The following is a 14,780-nucleotide window of genomic DNA, read 5'->3' on the forward strand; positions in this document are numbered from 1 at the left end:
GCATCGGCGGCCACAGTGGTTCCCATGACCGATATCTCGCACACCCTCATCATCGGCGGCAGCTCCGGGATGGGCCTGGCCCTGGCCCGTGACCTCCTGCGCGACGGCCACGAGGTCACCATCGCCGGCCGGTCCCGCGACCGGCTCGACGCCGCCGCCGCCGATCTCGCCTCCGACCGCCTCCACACCGTCCGGGCCGACATCACCGACGAGGAATCGGTGCGAACCCTGTTCGGCGACACGCTGTCCGGGCCGATCGAGCACATCGTCGTCACCGCCGCGGACATGGCCGCCGGCTACGGACCGCTCGCGGAACTCCCCCTCGCCGACGCCCGGTCGATCATCGACGCCAAGGTGCTCGGACCGTGGCTGGTGGCCAAGTACGCGGCGCCGCTGCTGACCGGATCGCTCACCGTGACCTCCGGCATCGCCGCCTACCGTCCGGCCGCCGTCGGCAGCACCGTCGTCGCCACCGCCAACGCCGCCCTCGAGGGGCTGGTGCGAGCGCTGGCACTGGAACTGGCGCCGGTCCGGGTCAACGCGGTATCCCCTGGCTGGGTCGACACCCCGATCTGGAACGCCTTCGCCGGCGACAGCAAGGACGAGCGGCTGGCCGCCATGGCCGCGCGCCTGCCGGTCGAGCGGATCGGCCGCCCCGAGGACATCGCCGCCGCCTTCCGGGCCGTCATCGACAACGGCTTCATGACCGGCACGGTCCTGCACGTCGAGGGCGGACATCGGCTCGTCTAGCCCGATCGCCGGTTGTGGCCGGGGAGGGGTAGCGAGCGTGAATCGCATCCACCGATCGGCCGAAAGCGCATTCTCCGGGCCATACCGGCGGCGTCGTCCCGATTCATCGCCGAATCATAGGGACGAGCAATTCCGATCTCTCTCGGATGCGATCATCCTGCTGTTCAGAAGAATGATCGAGCGGATTCGAAATGCCGAACTGTTCGACGATCGCATTCACTATTCCAGGGGATGAGCGCGACGATCGGATCCGGGATTCACCACCGGTTCGGCAACGCCGCGGTGATCTTCGGACCCGCCCCGCCGCCGACTATCGGGCGGTACTCGTCGAGGACCGGATCCGAGTTCGATACTCTACCTGCAGGAACGCCTCGGGCCGCCGCGCAGATGGAGTGTTGATGAGCGATCGCGAAGAACTCAGCTGGGAATTGTTCGGCTCGGCGAGCCGGGACCTGGCCGAGCAGGTGGCCGACGACGACTTCGAGCCCGACCTGATTCTCTCGATCGCCCGTGGCGGGCTGTTCGTCGCCGGAGCCCTCGGCTACGCGCTGGATGTGAAGAATCTGCACGTGATGAACGTGGAGTTCTACACCGGCGTGGATCAGCGCCTGGATCTGCCGGTCATGCTGCCGCCGGTGCCGTCCGCGGTGGATCTGGCCGGAGCCCGGGTGCTGGTGGCCGACGACGTCGCCGATACCGGGGCCACCCTCAAACTCGTGCGGGACTTCTGCGCCGACAAGGTCGCCGAGGTCCGCTGCGCGGTGATCTATCAGAAGCCGCGCTCCGAGGTGGACTGCGAATACGTCTGGCGGCACACCGACCGGTGGATCAACTTCCCGTGGTCCGTGCTCCCGCCGGTCGTCACGCGCGAGCCGCGCGTGGTCGACGCTTAGCCGCACCTCATCGCGGCCGGTGCCGCGCCGTCGTCATGCTGCCATGAGCGGCGACGGCGCGGCATCCGCCGCGGATGGACTGTGGCTCAGACCAGTTCGGCGGAAACGATGGTGATCGGTTCCACCGGCACGTCCTGATGCCCGGACTTGGAACCCGTGCGCACACCCTCGATCTTGTCCACCACATCGGTACCGGCGGTGACCTTGCCGAATACCGCGTACCCGAAGCCGTCCTGGCCGGGGTAGTTCAGGAATCCGTTGTTGGAGGTGTTGATGAAGAACTGCGCGCTGGCCGAATGCGGATCCGAGGTGCGGGCCATCGCGACGGTGTACTTATCGTTCTTGAGGCCGTTGCCGGCCTCGTTCTCCACCTTGTTCGGGGTGGGCTTCTGCTGCATGTCGGCGGTCAGCCCGCCGCCCTGCACCATGAACCCGGGAATCACCCGATGGAAGATGGTGCCGGAAAAATGGCCCGCCTTGACGTAGTCCACAAAGTTCGCGACCGTCTTGGGCGCCTTGGTCTCGTCGAGTTCCAGGGTGATATCCCCTGCTGAGGTATTCAACAGCACTGTGGTCATCGGGCTATCGTATGGCAGCGGCCACACCGCGCTGCGTTCACACCTGATACAGCTCGATCGGCAGCCCGTCGGGGTCGGCGAAAAACGCGAAACGTTTCCCCGTGTACTCGTCCACCCGGATCTCCTCGGTCGCCACTCCCCGCCCGCGCAACTCGCGAATCGCGTCCTGGATATCCGGCACCGCGAACGCCAGATGCCGCAGCCCGCACGCCTCCGGCCGCGACGGCCGTGCCGGCGGATCCGGAAACGAGAACAGCTCGAGCTGAGCACCGTCCGGCAGCGCCAAATCCAGCTTGTACGACTCGCGCTCGGCCCGATAGTTCTCCGCCACCACGCGCAGTCCCAGCACCTGCGTATAGAAGGCCTTCGACGCCGCGTAGTCCGAGGCGATGATCGCCACGTGGTGGATTCGCTGCAGTTCCATGCCCCGACGCTATACTGTCGCGCTCAAATTCGTAGATGCGCATATTTCCATGAAGGTATTTTTCACACCGAGACTCTCCGCCGTCCGTTCGCGCTGACGTGTCATCCCCACGACGTACGATTTGCCCTATGGCCAGCAGACCCGCCACGGAGCAGTACCTTCGCGATCTCGCGCGCCTGCGCCGCGTCCGCGATCGGATCGACCGGGAGTATGCGCAGCCGCTGGATGTCGAGGCCCTGGCCCGCGACGCGCACATGTCCGCGGGGCATCTGTCCCGCCAATTCCGTGCCGCATACGGGGAATCGCCCTACGCCTACCTCATGACCAGGCGCATCGAGCGCGCGATGGCGCTGCTGCGCCGGGGCGATCTCAGCGTTACCGAAGTCTGCTTCACGGTCGGCTGCTCCTCACTGGGCACCTTCAGTACGCGCTTCACCGAACTGGTCGGCGTGCCGCCCAGCGTCTACCGGCGCGAACATGCCGACGCGACCGAGGGAATGCCGTCCTGCGTCGCCCGGGAGGTCACCAGACCGGTCAGGAATCGAGAAGCGCCGGTAACCGAGCCGCAACTAGCGTGAACCTCATGGACATCAACATTTTCTCGAGCTTCCTGCCGCACACCGATCGAGACGCCGCGATCGCCTTCTACCGCGACGCGCTCGGCTTCGAACTCCGAAAGGATGTCGGCTACAACGGAATGCACTGGCTGACAGTCGGCCCGCCCGACCAGCCGGATACCGCCATCGTGCTGTACCCACCCGAGGCCACCCAGGGCCTGACCGACGATGAGCGCCGCACCGTCTCGGAGATGATGGCCAAGGGCACCTACGCCAGCATCGTGCTGGCATCCAAGGACGTCGACGGCGCCTTCGAGAAGCTGCAGGCCACCGACGCCGAGGTCGTCCAGGAGCCCACCGATCAGCCGTACGGCGTGCGCGACTGCGCATTCCGCGACCCCTCCGGCAACATGGTCCGGATCCAGCAGGTGAACTGAAGTCATGGCACAGAGCACCGACAAGACCCGCAGCGGCGGGCCGAGCCCACTGTCCCGGTGGATGCAGCTGAAGATGAACGCTCGCGCGATCCGACGCTTCCGCCGCACGGGCCGCCAGTTCATGGGCATGGATCTGCTGATCCTGCACACCGTGGGCAAGAGCAGCGGCATGCCGCGGCAGTCGCCGCTGGCCTGGTTCGCCGATGGCGACGACTCCTGGCTGATCGTCGCCTCGGGCGGCGGCAAGCGCAACCCGGACTGGTACGCCAACATGGTGGCCCATCCCGAAGGCACCTCCGTCGAACTGCACGGCGGCGATCCCGTGCCGGTCACCCCGCACACGCTCGACGGGGAGGCGCGCGCCGAGGCCTGGAAGCGCATCACCGCCGACCAGCCGCGGTACGGGAAGTACCAGAAGAAGTCCGAGCGGCAGTACCCGGTGGTCCGGCTCACCCGCCGCTGATCGCGGGCGCCCGCGATCACCCCGATCGCGGGCCGCCGCGCCCAATTTCGCAGGAACCCCCACAGACCGCGCCCGCGGTCCGCACCACTATGGAGAGACGATGACCAAGGCCACGCGCAAGGACACGCGGGCGGCTGCACCGCTGGGTGCGGACAGCCACGAGCTGATCCGCGTGCAGGGCGCGCGCGAGAACAACCTGAAGGACATCGACATCGAGCTGCCCAAGCGCCGCCTGACGGTGTTCACCGGTGTCTCCGGTTCGGGCAAGAGCTCGCTGGTCTTCGACACGATCGCCGCCGAATCCCAGCGCCTCATCAACGAGACCTACAGCGCCTTCGTCCAGGGCTTCATGCCAACGCTCGCCCGTCCCGACGTCGATGTGCTCGAGGGGCTCACCACCGCGATCATCGTCGATCAGCAGCGCATGGGCGGCGATCCACGCTCGACGGTCGGCACCGCGACCGACGCCAACGCGATGCTGCGGATCCTGTTCAGCCGCCTCGGCAAGCCGTACATCGGCTCGCCGAAGGCGTTCTCCTTCAACGTCGCCTCGATCAGCGGAGCGGGCGCGGTGACGATCGAGAAGGGCGGCAAGGCCGTCCGGGAGCGCCGCAACTTCTCCATCATCGGCGGCATGTGCCCGCGCTGCGAGGGCCGCGGCTCGGTCAACGACATCGACCTGTCCCAGCTGTACGACGACACCAAATCCCTGCGCGAGGGCCCCTTCACCATCCCCGGCTACAGCATGGACGGCTGGTTCGGCCGAATCTTCATGGGCAGCGGCTTCTTCGATCCGGACAAGCCCATCAAGAAGTACACCAAGCGTGAGCTGAACGATCTGCTCTACAAGGAGCCGACCAAGATCAAGGTCGAGGGCATCAACCTGACCTACGAGGGCCTGATCCCGAAGATCCAGAAGTCGATGCTGTCCAAGGATGTCGACTCCATGCAGCCGCACATCCGCGCCTTCGTCGAGCGCGCGGTCACCTTCCAGACCTGTCCCGAGTGCGAGGGCACCCGACTGAGCGAGCTGGCCCGCTCCAGCAAGATCAAGGGCATCAGCATCGCCGACGCCTGTGCGATGCAGATCAGCGATCTGGCCGAATGGGTCCGCGGCCTGACCGAGCCCTCGGTGGCGCCGCTGCTCGGCTCGCTGCGGCACGCGCTGGACGGATTCGTGGAGATCGGCCTGGGATACCTGTCGCTGAACCGGCAATCGGGCACGCTGTCCGGCGGTGAGGCGCAGCGCGTCAAGATGATTCGCCATCTCGGATCCGCGCTCACCGATGTCACCTACGTCTTCGACGAGCCGACCGCCGGCCTGCATCCGCACGACATCCAGCGCATGAACGAACTGCTGCTCCGGTTGCGCGACAAGGGAAATACCGTGCTCGTGGTCGAGCACAAGCCGGAGACGATCGCGATCGCCGATCACGTGGTCGATCTGGGGCCGGGCGCGGGATCCGGCGGCGGCACAGTCTGTTTCGAGGGCACCCTGGACGGGCTGCGGACCAGCGGCACCATCACCGGACGTCACTTCGACGACCGCGCCACACTGAAGAAGTCCGAGCGCAAACCCACCGGCGCCCTGCAGATCCGCGGCGCGACCGCCAACAACCTGCGCAATGTGGACGTCGACATCCCCCTCGGGGTGCTGGTCGCCGTCACCGGCGTCGCGGGCTCGGGCAAGAGTTCACTGGTGCACGGCTCGATCTCGGCCGACGAGGGCGTGGTGTCCGTCGACCAGGGCGCGATCAAGGGCTCACGGCGCAGCAACCCCGCCACCTACACCGGCCTGCTCGAGCCGATCCGCAAGGCGTTCGCCAAGGCAAACGGCGTCAAACCGGCCCTGTTCAGCGCGAATTCCGAGGGTGCCTGCCCCGGCTGCAACGGCGCCGGTGTCATCTACACCGACCTGGCCATGATGGCGGGCGTCGCCACCACCTGCGAGGAGTGCGACGGCAAGCGGTTTCAGGCCTCGGTGCTGGAGTATCACCTCGGCGGCCGCGATATCAGCGAGGTGCTCGCGATGCCGGTGGCCGAGGCACTGGAGTTCTTCGGATCCGGCGAGGCGAAAATTCCTGCCGCGCACAAGATCCTGGGACATCTGGCCGATGTCGGCCTCGGCTATCTGAGCCTGGGCCAGCCCCTGACCACGCTGTCCGGCGGCGAGCGGCAGCGGCTCAAGCTGGCCACCCACATGTCCGACAAGGGTGGCATCTACGTGCTGGACGAGCCGACCACCGGACTGCACCTCGCGGATGTCGAGCAGTTGCTCGGGCTGCTGGACCGGCTCGTCGACGCGGGCAAGTCGGTGATCGTCATCGAGCATCATCAGGCGGTCATGGCGCACGCCGACTGGATCATCGACCTGGGTCCCGGCGCGGGCCACGACGGCGGCACCATCGTCTTCGAGGGCACCCCAGCCGATCTCGTCGCCGCCCGCTCCACCCTTACCGGAGAGCACCTGGCGGCCTACGTCGGCGCCTGAGCCGACGTAGTCCGGGGCCGGGCACGGGGAACACGCGGTGTGGCGTGCGCCACGCGCCCGATGCCGACTTGCCCGCTAAGGTTGCAGCGTGTCGCTGCTGCATGCCGCTCTCGATCGGGTCCCGGACCGATACCTCGCCCCCCTTCATCGCTATCAGGAACTGATGAAGTTCGCGGTGGTCGGCGCCATCACCTGGTTCATCGACACCGGCGTCGTCTATTCGCTGAAATTGACGGTGCTACAGGACAAACCGCTCACCGCGCGCCTCCTCGGTGTACTCATCGCCACGATCGCCTCCTACGTCCTCAATCGCGAGTGGTCGTTCAGCACCCGCGGCGGGCGGCAGCGCGCTCACGAGGCGGCGCTGTTCTTCGGGGTCAGCGCGCTGGCCGTGGCCGTCACGCTGATCCCGCAGGCGGTCGCGCTGTACGTCTTCGGTATCCATGTCCCGAACGTCAGCCCGACGACGCAGGCCCTGTCGAACTTCCTCACCGGTCAGATCCTGGGCGTCCTGCTGGCGATGGCATTCCGATACTGGGCCCTGCGGCGCTTCGTGTTCCCCGAGGATCTGAGCCAGGTCGAGCTGGAGAAGCTCTAGACCCCGATTCCGGCAAAGCTCGCCCCGCTTGAAACTCTCCCGACACTAGGTCAAGATGCCTTGCGAAGGGGGTGCGGGTTTGCAGGTGTGACGTGGAGGTGAGCGGGATACTCGAGCACAACCAGTCCGCGGGCGAGTCGGCATCGGCTCGGTGGCAGGGCAAAACGTATGTGGCACTCGGTAGTTCGTTCGCATCGGGGCCCGGTATCGCGCCCCGGGTGCGGTCGGCGCCGCGCCTGGCGGGCCGCTCGCACAACAACTATCCCCACCTGGTCGCGGCGCGGCTGGGACTGCGCCTGACCGATGTCACCAGCAGCGGGGCGACATGCGATCACATCCTGCGCCAGGCCCAGTACGGCCAGCCACCGCAGGTGCACGCGGTCGGCGCGGGCACGGATCTGGTGACGCTCACCGTCGGCGGCAACGATGTCGGCCTCATCCAATACCGGCTCGCGCGCCGATTACCCCTGCCGGCGCGGTTGCTGCCGCCCATCGCCCGCCTCGGCGACGAGACCGGAGTCAACCACCGGCTGCACACGATCGAACAGCGACTGATCGAGGTGCTGGAGGCGATCGCCGATCGCGCGCCCAGGGCCAAGGTGCTGGTGGTGAACTACCCGTCGATCGTCGGGCCCGGCTCCCCCGCCGACACCCCCGTCGACCGCAACTTCCGGCATTTCTCCGAAGCCCTTGCCGCGCACACCGCCTCGGCCGCCGCCCGGGCGGGCGCGGACCTAATCGACGCGCGCACGCCCAGCCTCGACCATCCCGCCGGGAGCCCGTCGGCCTGGACGGTCGACGCCTACGTGCCGCTGCCGGGCCGCCCGCATCCGGCCTTCCCCTGTCACCCCACCGCGGCGGGAATGGCCGCGGTCGCCGAACTCGTCCTGGCCCGGCTCGCGACGACGCCGCCACCGGGCGAATCCGTGGTCGAGGCCTAGCACGCTACTCCCCCAGCCCCGCGGTGCGATAAACGGCGGGGTGAGTCACCATCGCCTGCGCGGCGGCCGTCGCTGCCGACAACGCCCAGCGCCGCAACGAATTCACCAGCGGCCCAGGCAATTTTGCGGATTCGACCAGATCCTCGCGGGTGGCCGCCAGGTGCCGGACCCCGGTCAGTAGCCGCAGCGCCGACGTCGGCGGCCGGCCCGCTTCCCGCGCCCGTAATGCCGTGTACTCCTCCAGCAACGGCCGCATCCGGCGGTGCGCCCGCCCGGCGGGCAGCCAGCTCGCCAGACGCGCCGCCAGCCGGACCCACACCGGAATCCGGTACGGCCGCAGGCCCGTCGCGACGATCAGGCGGGCGAACAGCACGGAATTGGCGTCCGCCTCGGTGACCGATACCAGCGTGGCGCGCGTGAGATCGTCGACCTCCGAACCCGACTCGATCACCTCGCACAGCCACAGCAGCGACAGTATCGACTGCGCGCACATGCCCATGCCGAGCAGAAGCAGGAGTTCGCGGCGGCTGAGTCCGCGCCGCTGGGCAGGATCCAGACGGCGCCACAACCAGCACCCGTACGGCCATATGCGCTGCCGCGCAAGACGATCCAGGCCCAGCACGGCCTGAGAGTACCGATCGAAATCGTAGTCGCCGCCGGACATCGTTGTCCCTCACGAGCTTTGGCCGAACTGTGGGCCGATACCGGCGGCCCCCGACGAACCGCCCGTTCGGCATCTATCGACGAGTGTGAGCGCCAACAGTCCGGCTGTCAACGCGCGAACGCCGGGTTGGTCGCTCGGCCTCCGGCCAGGACTCGGGTCAGGTCCAGAGCACCGCGACGCACACGTTCGCGATCGCCAGCCAGCCCGCGGCGTGCGGCATCCACGCAATCGTCTTGCCCCGCTTGGCATCCGCGCGCGCGACCTCGGCCAGCCCGGCGACCACGACCGCGATCGCGAGCTTGACGATGATCTTCGCCACGTCCAGGTGCTTGTCCAGCGAATGGATGCCGTCGGCCATGCCGACCAGCACCAGCCCGGTGACGATCTGCGCCCGCGCGCCCCACACCATGACCTCGGACACCTGCGACCGCGAGGCGGCGTATCCGCCGATGATCGCCGCCAGGCCCAGCAGGTGCGTGACGAGCACCAGGTTGAAGACGAATGTCATATCTGCAGAGCGTACTTCATCACGGGCATCGTCAACGACACACGGTAGTAGAAATGTCCGGCGACATCCGGACACACAGGAGATGCACACCCGATACGCAGATCGATCCCACGCTGAGCTCGTAGCATCCGGTCGCGAAGTCGGAAGTTTTCCGGACAACCGAGGCAGGCAGATGACACACGAGGACAGCGCCGAGCACGGTGGCCCGGCGCCGGACATCCCTCCCTCCGGGGGGCCCGCAGCGCCGGGTGCCGCGACCCCAATCCCCGCGGCTCCGCACCCGGACGCGGCAACGGCGCAGTTGCACGAGCCGACCGAGTCACCGACACCACCCAGCCCTTGGCCCGCTCCGCCGGAGCCCGTGGGTGCGGCCCCTATCCCCCCACCCCCGGCTGCGGCGAATACGGCGGCCGAGTCATCCGGATCGGCGCGGGGCATATCCCGTCGCGCGCGACTCGGGGCACGACGGCGCCACTCACTGCCGTTACGCATCGCCACCGCGGTGGTGGTGGCGCTGTTGATCGGCGGCATCGGGTTCGCGGCGGGCACCGCGTTCTCCGGCGGTGACGGCGGGCACCATGCCCACCACGACGTCAACGCGAACCACCCGTTCTGGCAGGACCACGAGGGCTGGATCCACCGCGGCGAACACCTCCGCCACCGCCTGCGCCTGGCCCCGGCCGCGCCGTCGGCCACCCCGGCCCCGGCCTCCGTTCCGGCGCACCCGAACTGAACCGGGCGCCGGGCCTACTCGCTCGCGGCGGCGATGTTCACCATCCAGCCGATGCCGAACTTGTCCTGGCACATCCCGAATTCGTCGCCCCACATCTGCTTCTCCAGCGGCAGGCTCACCGTCCCGCCCGCGGCGAGGCGGTCCCACCAGCCGCGCAACGCACCGGCGTCGTCGCCGCTGAGGCTGATGGTGATGCTGCTGCCCGGTCGGTACTCCATGCCCGGCGGGGTGTCCGCGGCCATCAGCGTGAACCCGTCCGAGGTCTCCAGCATGCCGTGCATGATCAGTTCCGCGCCCGGGGCCTGCTTGTCGCCGAAGTCGCCGAAGGTGGACAGGGTCAGGGTGCCGCCGAACACCTCCCGATAGAACTCCATCGCCGGGCGGGCCGTGTCCGCGAAGTTGATATAAGGGTTGAGACGTGAAGCCATGGGAATCCTCCTCGAGTCGGGTCGCAAGGGGACGTCGAGCAGTCGCCCCTGCAGGCTAATCCCCGACCGCTCCGCCCGGACCGATATCGGCTCGAATATGCGTTTCGCGGTATTGCACCCCGGGTAACCATCGCGAAGTGGCTCTCTTCGTCCGTGCGATGCTGAAGCTTGTGCGGGGGCGGGTTGGGCGGATGTCTGGTTGGACGGCTAGGAGAAGAGGGTGGCGGTTGTACTCGTGCTGCGCGCACGTGGACTGGGTGACCTACTCACCGCGGTCCCGGCACTTCGCGCGCTACGCCGAGCCAGGCCACACGACCACATCGTGCTGGCGGCTCCACACCGGCTCAAGCCGATCGTCGACCTGATCACCTCAGTCGACGACATGGTGCCGGCCGCGGATCCGGAGAGCATGCGCTGGGACGGCGAGCCGCCCGCACTCGCGGTCAACCTGCACGGATCCGGGGCCGAGGGCATCGTCGAGCTGGCCAAGACCCAACCCACCCGCATCCTCACCTATCGCAATCCGGCATTCCCGGACCTGGAAGGCCCCAAGTGGCAGTCCGATATGCACGAGGTCGAGCGCTGGTGCCATCTGCTCGAGTCGGCCGGGATCAGCGCCGACAGCCGCAACCTCGGCCTGGTGCCGCCGGTCGCGACCACCTACCACCGCGACTGTGTCGTGGTGCACATCGGCGCGGGCGCGGCAGCGCGGCGCTGGCCGCCCGAGCGGTTCGCCGCGGTGGTACGGCATCTGCTGGTGCAGGGCCGGGAGGTGGTACTGACCGCCGACGAATTCGAACGCGATACCGCGCTGTCCATCGCCGCGCGCGCCGGGCTGGCCCTGGGGCAGGTGCTGGCCGGGCAGCAGAATCTCATCGAACTCTCCGCTACCGTGGCCGAGGCAGCGCTGGTGGTGTGCGGCGACACCGGGGTCGCCCATCTGGCCACCGCCTTCGGCACCCGCACGGTGCTGCTGTTCGGGCCCACCTCGCCCAGCCGCACCGGGCCGCCGCCGCATCTGCTGGGCAGGCACGTGGTGCTGTGGGCGGGCCACACCGGCGATCACGACGGGGACTCCCCCGATCCCGGCCTGCTCGAGATCACGGTGCCCGAGGTCGTCGAGGCGATCGACCGGCAGCTACGCAAGCGGTCCTGGCCGGGCACCGGCATCAACGGCCGGCGCACCACGTATCGTCGCGTCGGTTGACCCCGCCGCCCCGAAACCGCGCGGCGCCCCGGAGACCGGCATGTGGTGCGGCATAGCACCATCGAAACACCCTTAGTACCAGAGTATTACGTGCGGACCCCACCCGAGGGGGACGTGCGGGCCGACCGCCCGGCCATAGCGTCGGCCCATGACCACAACCGCCGTCCCCACCACCACCGTGCGGCGCATGCATCGGCCGCTGCTCGTCACCGCCGGCGCGATGGCCGCACTCGTGCTGTGCTGCCTCTTCGCAGCGCTCGTCGACCATCGACAGCTCGAGCACGAATCCGTCTGGCTCAAACCGGCGAAGTTCGGGCTGGCCTTCGCCCTCTACACTCTCACGCTCGCATGGCTGTTGTCGTTCCCGCACAAGGGATCCCGCATCACCTGGTGGCTGGGCTGCGCGTTCGCCGCCACCGCGTTCGTCGATGTCGGCTTCATCGTGCTGCAGGCCGCACGCGGCACGTACAGCCACTTCAGCCACGAGGCCGACCCGGTGAACTCGATCGGCCAGATCGTCTTCACCTCCGGCGTTCCCGGGCTGTTCCTGGCGAATCTCGGTATCGCCCTGATCCTTTCGTGGCAGCGGATCACGGATCGCCCCACCGCCAGGGCGATTCACGCCGGGCTGGCGATCGCCGTCCTCGGAATGGCGCTGGGGTATCTGATGGGATTCACCGGCGGCCAGACCGAGTGCGACGCCGCGGGGCACGTGGTTCCGCTCGTGGCCGGACACACCGTGCTGCACCACCCCGCCGCCACCCGCGACGGCGTCGGCGACATGCCGGTCGTCCACTGGAGCACGATCGGCGGAGATCTGCGCATCCCGCACTTCGTCGGCCTGCACGGAATACAGGTGCTGATCGTGACCGCCCTCGCACTCGGCGCGGTGGCGCGCCGCCATCCGTGGCTTACCGAACGGGTGCGCGCCCGGCTGATCGGCACCCTGGCCCTCGGGTACGCGGGGCTGGTCGCGCTGCTGCTGTGGCAGGCGCTGAGGGCCCAGCCGCTGATTCATCCGGATGCGCGGACGCTGCTTGCCCTCGCGGGTCTGGTGACGGTCAGCGCGGTCAGCGCGGCGGCGGTCGTGCTCACCGCGCGGCGGTCGGCCGGAAGCCCCGCGATCGCATCCGATCCTGCTCTCGCGCACCTGCGGCCGGCCGCTACCCGCTCGGCATGAGGTGACGCTCGGGCATTGCGGCGATCGCCGCCCCTCGTGCCGCCGGTGCACCCGCATCGGCGGCACGATCCGTCACCGGAGGCGCTCGGCGTCCTTGGTCAGCCGGACGAGGGTGGTCGTGAGCTCGACCAGCTCGGCCTGGTCCGCCCCCTCGGCGACGGCCGTCGCCACATCCTCGGCGGCGCAGCGCGCGGCAAACCAGCGATCGGCCAGATCCGTGGCCTCCTGCGCGCTGAGCACCACCGAATCGTCCGGAATCCCGGTGCCCTCGAGCCCCTTGCGGTGCTCGTAGGCCCGCTGACGGCAGGACTGGCGGCAATACCGGCGGCGGCGCCCCACCTCGGAATCGGCAATCTCCCGTCCGCACCAGGAACAGGACGACAGCACACGTCGCGACATGACCCGACACCCTAACGGGCGCGGCGGGAGCGCCGCGCGGGGCACGCCAGAATTCCCCGCTCGAGGCGTGGAAAATCACTTCGCGGTCGCCTGCGTAGCGCCCACCCGGCTGGGTAATCCTGTTCCGAAGCCGACGCATTTCCGGTGATCAATGCCACCGGAGTAATATGACGGGGTTGACCGTCGCCGGGAACCGATTCGGGACATGGCGCGTTTACATGTCAGTAGGACGTTGCCGACAGGCTAGAGAGGACCGCACACCATGGCAGATCGCGTACTCCGAGGCAGCCGACTCGGAGCGGTGAGCTACGAGACCGACCGGGACCACGATTTGGCGCCGCGTCGGGTGGCGCGGTACCGGACCGACAACGGCGAGGAATTCGATGTTCCGTTCGCCGACGATGCCGAGATCCCGCCCACGTGGCTGTGCCGCAACGGTCAGGAGGGCATCCTGATCGAGGGCACCAGCCAGGAGCCCAAGAAGGTCAAGCCGCCGCGCACACACTGGGACATGCTGCTCGAGCGCCGCTCCAAGGAGGAGCTCGAGGAGCTGCTGACCGAGCGGCTGGAGCTGCTCAAGACCCGCCGCGGGCGGTAGCCGAACAGTCGAAAAGCCGCTTTCACCTCGGGGTGAATGCGGCTTTTTCGTGCGCCGCCCATACGACCGAGCCGTATTCACCGCCACAGGTGAATACGGCTCGGTCGGATGTGGATGCGGGCGGACCGAGTTCTCAGTGGCTGGCGACCTTGCGGTACTGCATGAGCGCCAACGGGACCGCGACGGCGAGGATCGCGACCGAGCACAGGATTGCGTATTCCACGCAGTGGTCGGCGGGCCAGCCGTGCGGGGTGCCGAAGGACGGCGGCGCGCCGTTGCGGAACAGCTTGCGGCCCGCCGCCGACACCGCGGTGATCGGATTCCACTCCGCGACGGTGCGCAGCGGACCGGGCAGGGTCTCCGCGGAGATGAAGGCGGAGGAGATGAAGGTCAGCGGGAACATCCAGATCAGACCCGCGCTCTGGGCCACCTCCACGCTGGGCGAGACCAGCCCGGTCAGCGCGCCGACCCACGACATGGCGAAGGCGAACAGCAGAATCACCCCGAAAGCCATTGCCGCGCGGGCGATTCCGCCGTTGATATGCCAGCCGACCAGGTAACCGCAGGCGACCATCACCCCCAGCGAGAGCACGTTGACCGCCAGATCCGACAGCGTGCGGCCCATCAACACCGCCAGCCGCGACATCGGCAGGGTGCGCATCCGGTCGATGATGCCCTTCTGCAGATCGTTGGCCAGCCCGACGGTGGTGAAGGCGGCGTTGAAGGCCACCGTCTGGGTGAAGATTCCGGCCAGCAGGAATTCCCGGTACTGACTCCCGCCCAGCGAGGCGCCGAAAATGTAGGCGAACAGGGACACGAACATCAGCGGCTGGATCGTCGCGGTGACCAGCAGGGTCGGCACCCGCAGAATGGTGAGCAGATTCCGGTACGCGACGATGGCGCTGTCCCGGAACACCCGCACCGGCGCCGG

Annotated in this window: 19 protein-coding genes; 12 read left to right on the top strand and 7 right to left on the bottom strand. The window is 68.3% G+C overall.

Annotated features, from left to right (window positions below; genetic code table 11):
- Positions 1-24: 24 nt before the first annotated feature.
- A complete protein-coding gene (locus tag ABH933_RS38935; RefSeq protein WP_429419414.1) occupies positions 25-750 on the top strand; it encodes an SDR family oxidoreductase in 726 nt (241 codons plus the stop codon).
- A gap of 398 nt (positions 751-1,148) precedes the next feature.
- Positions 1,149-1,643 carry a phosphoribosyltransferase gene (locus ABH933_RS38940; RefSeq protein ID WP_215917007.1) on the top strand — a complete coding sequence of 165 codons (495 nt, stop codon included), beginning with the start codon at positions 1,149-1,151 and terminating at the stop codon, positions 1,641-1,643.
- Between the two features lie 86 nt (positions 1,644-1,729).
- Here ABH933_RS38940 and ABH933_RS38945 read toward each other — a convergent pair whose 3' ends face one another.
- Together ABH933_RS38945 and gloA2 are read right to left on the bottom strand one after the other, a co-directional pair.
- Entirely contained in the window at positions 1,730-2,221 is a 492-nt protein-coding gene (locus ABH933_RS38945) for a peptidylprolyl isomerase (RefSeq protein WP_429419411.1), read from the bottom strand.
- Positions 2,222-2,258: 37 nt separating this feature from the next.
- Positions 2,259-2,645: an SMU1112c/YaeR family gloxylase I-like metalloprotein gene (gene gloA2 / locus ABH933_RS38950; protein ID WP_215917005.1), complete on the bottom strand. Its 387-nt coding sequence runs from the start codon at positions 2,643-2,645 to the stop codon at positions 2,259-2,261.
- A gap of 128 nt (positions 2,646-2,773) precedes the next feature.
- On the opposite strand from gloA2, the gene ABH933_RS38955 reads away from it, so the two are divergent.
- The 6 genes from ABH933_RS38955 to ABH933_RS38980 all read left to right on the top strand — a co-directional run bounded on the left by ABH933_RS38955 (position 2,774) and on the right by ABH933_RS38980 (position 8,132).
- Positions 2,774-3,223, top strand: a complete 450-nt coding sequence (locus ABH933_RS38955; protein ID WP_429419409.1) for a helix-turn-helix transcriptional regulator — start codon at positions 2,774-2,776, stop codon at positions 3,221-3,223.
- A gap of 5 nt (positions 3,224-3,228) precedes the next feature.
- A complete protein-coding gene (locus ABH933_RS38960; RefSeq protein ID WP_429419407.1) occupies positions 3,229-3,639 on the top strand; it encodes a VOC family protein in 411 nt (136 codons plus the stop codon).
- A gap of 4 nt (positions 3,640-3,643) precedes the next feature.
- Entirely contained in the window at positions 3,644-4,102 is a 459-nt protein-coding gene (locus tag ABH933_RS38965; RefSeq protein ID WP_429419405.1) for a nitroreductase/quinone reductase family protein, read from the top strand.
- Between the two features lie 100 nt (positions 4,103-4,202).
- Positions 4,203-6,593, top strand: coding sequence for an ATP-binding cassette domain-containing protein (locus ABH933_RS38970; protein WP_429419403.1), 2,391 nt, complete (start codon positions 4,203-4,205; stop codon positions 6,591-6,593).
- Positions 6,594-6,681: 88 nt separating this feature from the next.
- Positions 6,682-7,191 carry a GtrA family protein gene (locus ABH933_RS38975; RefSeq protein ID WP_429419401.1) on the top strand — a complete coding sequence of 170 codons (510 nt, stop codon included), beginning with the start codon at positions 6,682-6,684 and terminating at the stop codon, positions 7,189-7,191.
- 98 nt (positions 7,192-7,289) lie between these two features.
- On the top strand, positions 7,290-8,132 hold the full coding sequence (locus ABH933_RS38980) for an SGNH/GDSL hydrolase family protein (protein ID WP_429419399.1): 843 nt from the start codon (positions 7,290-7,292) through the stop codon (positions 8,130-8,132).
- Positions 8,133-8,136: 4 nt separating this feature from the next.
- Here ABH933_RS38980 and ABH933_RS38985 read toward each other — a convergent pair whose 3' ends face one another.
- Positions 8,137-8,796 carry a hypothetical protein gene (locus ABH933_RS38985; RefSeq protein WP_429419397.1) on the bottom strand — a complete coding sequence of 220 codons (660 nt, stop codon included), beginning with the start codon at positions 8,794-8,796 and terminating at the stop codon, positions 8,137-8,139.
- A 157-nt stretch (positions 8,797-8,953) separates the two neighbouring features.
- The gene (locus ABH933_RS38990) at positions 8,954-9,304 is read right to left on the bottom strand and encodes a hypothetical protein (protein ID WP_429419395.1); all 351 of its coding nucleotides are present in this window, start codon (positions 9,302-9,304) and stop codon (positions 8,954-8,956) included.
- A gap of 508 nt (positions 9,305-9,812) precedes the next feature.
- Here ABH933_RS38990 and ABH933_RS38995 point away from each other — a divergent pair.
- On the top strand, positions 9,813-10,037 hold the full coding sequence (locus tag ABH933_RS38995) for a hypothetical protein (RefSeq protein ID WP_429419393.1): 225 nt from the start codon (positions 9,813-9,815) through the stop codon (positions 10,035-10,037).
- A 14-nt stretch (positions 10,038-10,051) separates the two neighbouring features.
- On the opposite strand, the gene ABH933_RS39000 is transcribed toward ABH933_RS38995, so the two are convergent.
- Complete coding sequence (locus tag ABH933_RS39000) at positions 10,052-10,465, bottom strand: VOC family protein (protein WP_429419391.1); 414 nt, start codon at positions 10,463-10,465, stop codon at positions 10,052-10,054.
- Between the two features lie 220 nt (positions 10,466-10,685).
- Here ABH933_RS39000 and ABH933_RS39005 point away from each other — a divergent pair, with 220 nt between their 5' ends.
- Positions 10,686-11,672, top strand: a complete 987-nt coding sequence (locus tag ABH933_RS39005; RefSeq protein ID WP_429419389.1) for a glycosyltransferase family 9 protein — start codon at positions 10,686-10,688, stop codon at positions 11,670-11,672.
- A gap of 148 nt (positions 11,673-11,820) precedes the next feature.
- Entirely contained in the window at positions 11,821-12,852 is a 1,032-nt protein-coding gene (locus ABH933_RS39010) for a hypothetical protein (protein ID WP_429419387.1), read from the top strand.
- A gap of 72 nt (positions 12,853-12,924) precedes the next feature.
- Here ABH933_RS39010 and ABH933_RS39015 read toward each other — a convergent pair whose 3' ends face one another.
- Positions 12,925-13,251 carry a hypothetical protein gene (locus ABH933_RS39015; protein ID WP_429419385.1) on the bottom strand — a complete coding sequence of 109 codons (327 nt, stop codon included), beginning with the start codon at positions 13,249-13,251 and terminating at the stop codon, positions 12,925-12,927.
- Between the two features lie 262 nt (positions 13,252-13,513).
- On the opposite strand from ABH933_RS39015, the gene ABH933_RS39020 reads away from it, so the two are divergent.
- Complete coding sequence (locus tag ABH933_RS39020; protein ID WP_215916992.1) at positions 13,514-13,849, top strand: RNA polymerase-binding protein RbpA; 336 nt, start codon at positions 13,514-13,516, stop codon at positions 13,847-13,849.
- Positions 13,850-13,982: 133 nt separating this feature from the next.
- On the opposite strand, the gene ABH933_RS39025 is transcribed toward ABH933_RS39020, so the two are convergent.
- Positions 13,983-14,765 (bottom strand): ABC transporter permease, encoded by a 783-nt coding sequence (locus ABH933_RS39025; protein ID WP_215917351.1) that lies wholly within the window; start codon positions 14,763-14,765, stop codon positions 13,983-13,985.
- Positions 14,766-14,780 lie beyond the last annotated feature (15 nt).

Source organism: Nocardia sp. GP40, assembly GCF_050434125.1.
Classification (GTDB): domain Bacteria; phylum Actinomycetota; class Actinomycetes; order Mycobacteriales; family Mycobacteriaceae; genus Nocardia; species Nocardia albiluteola.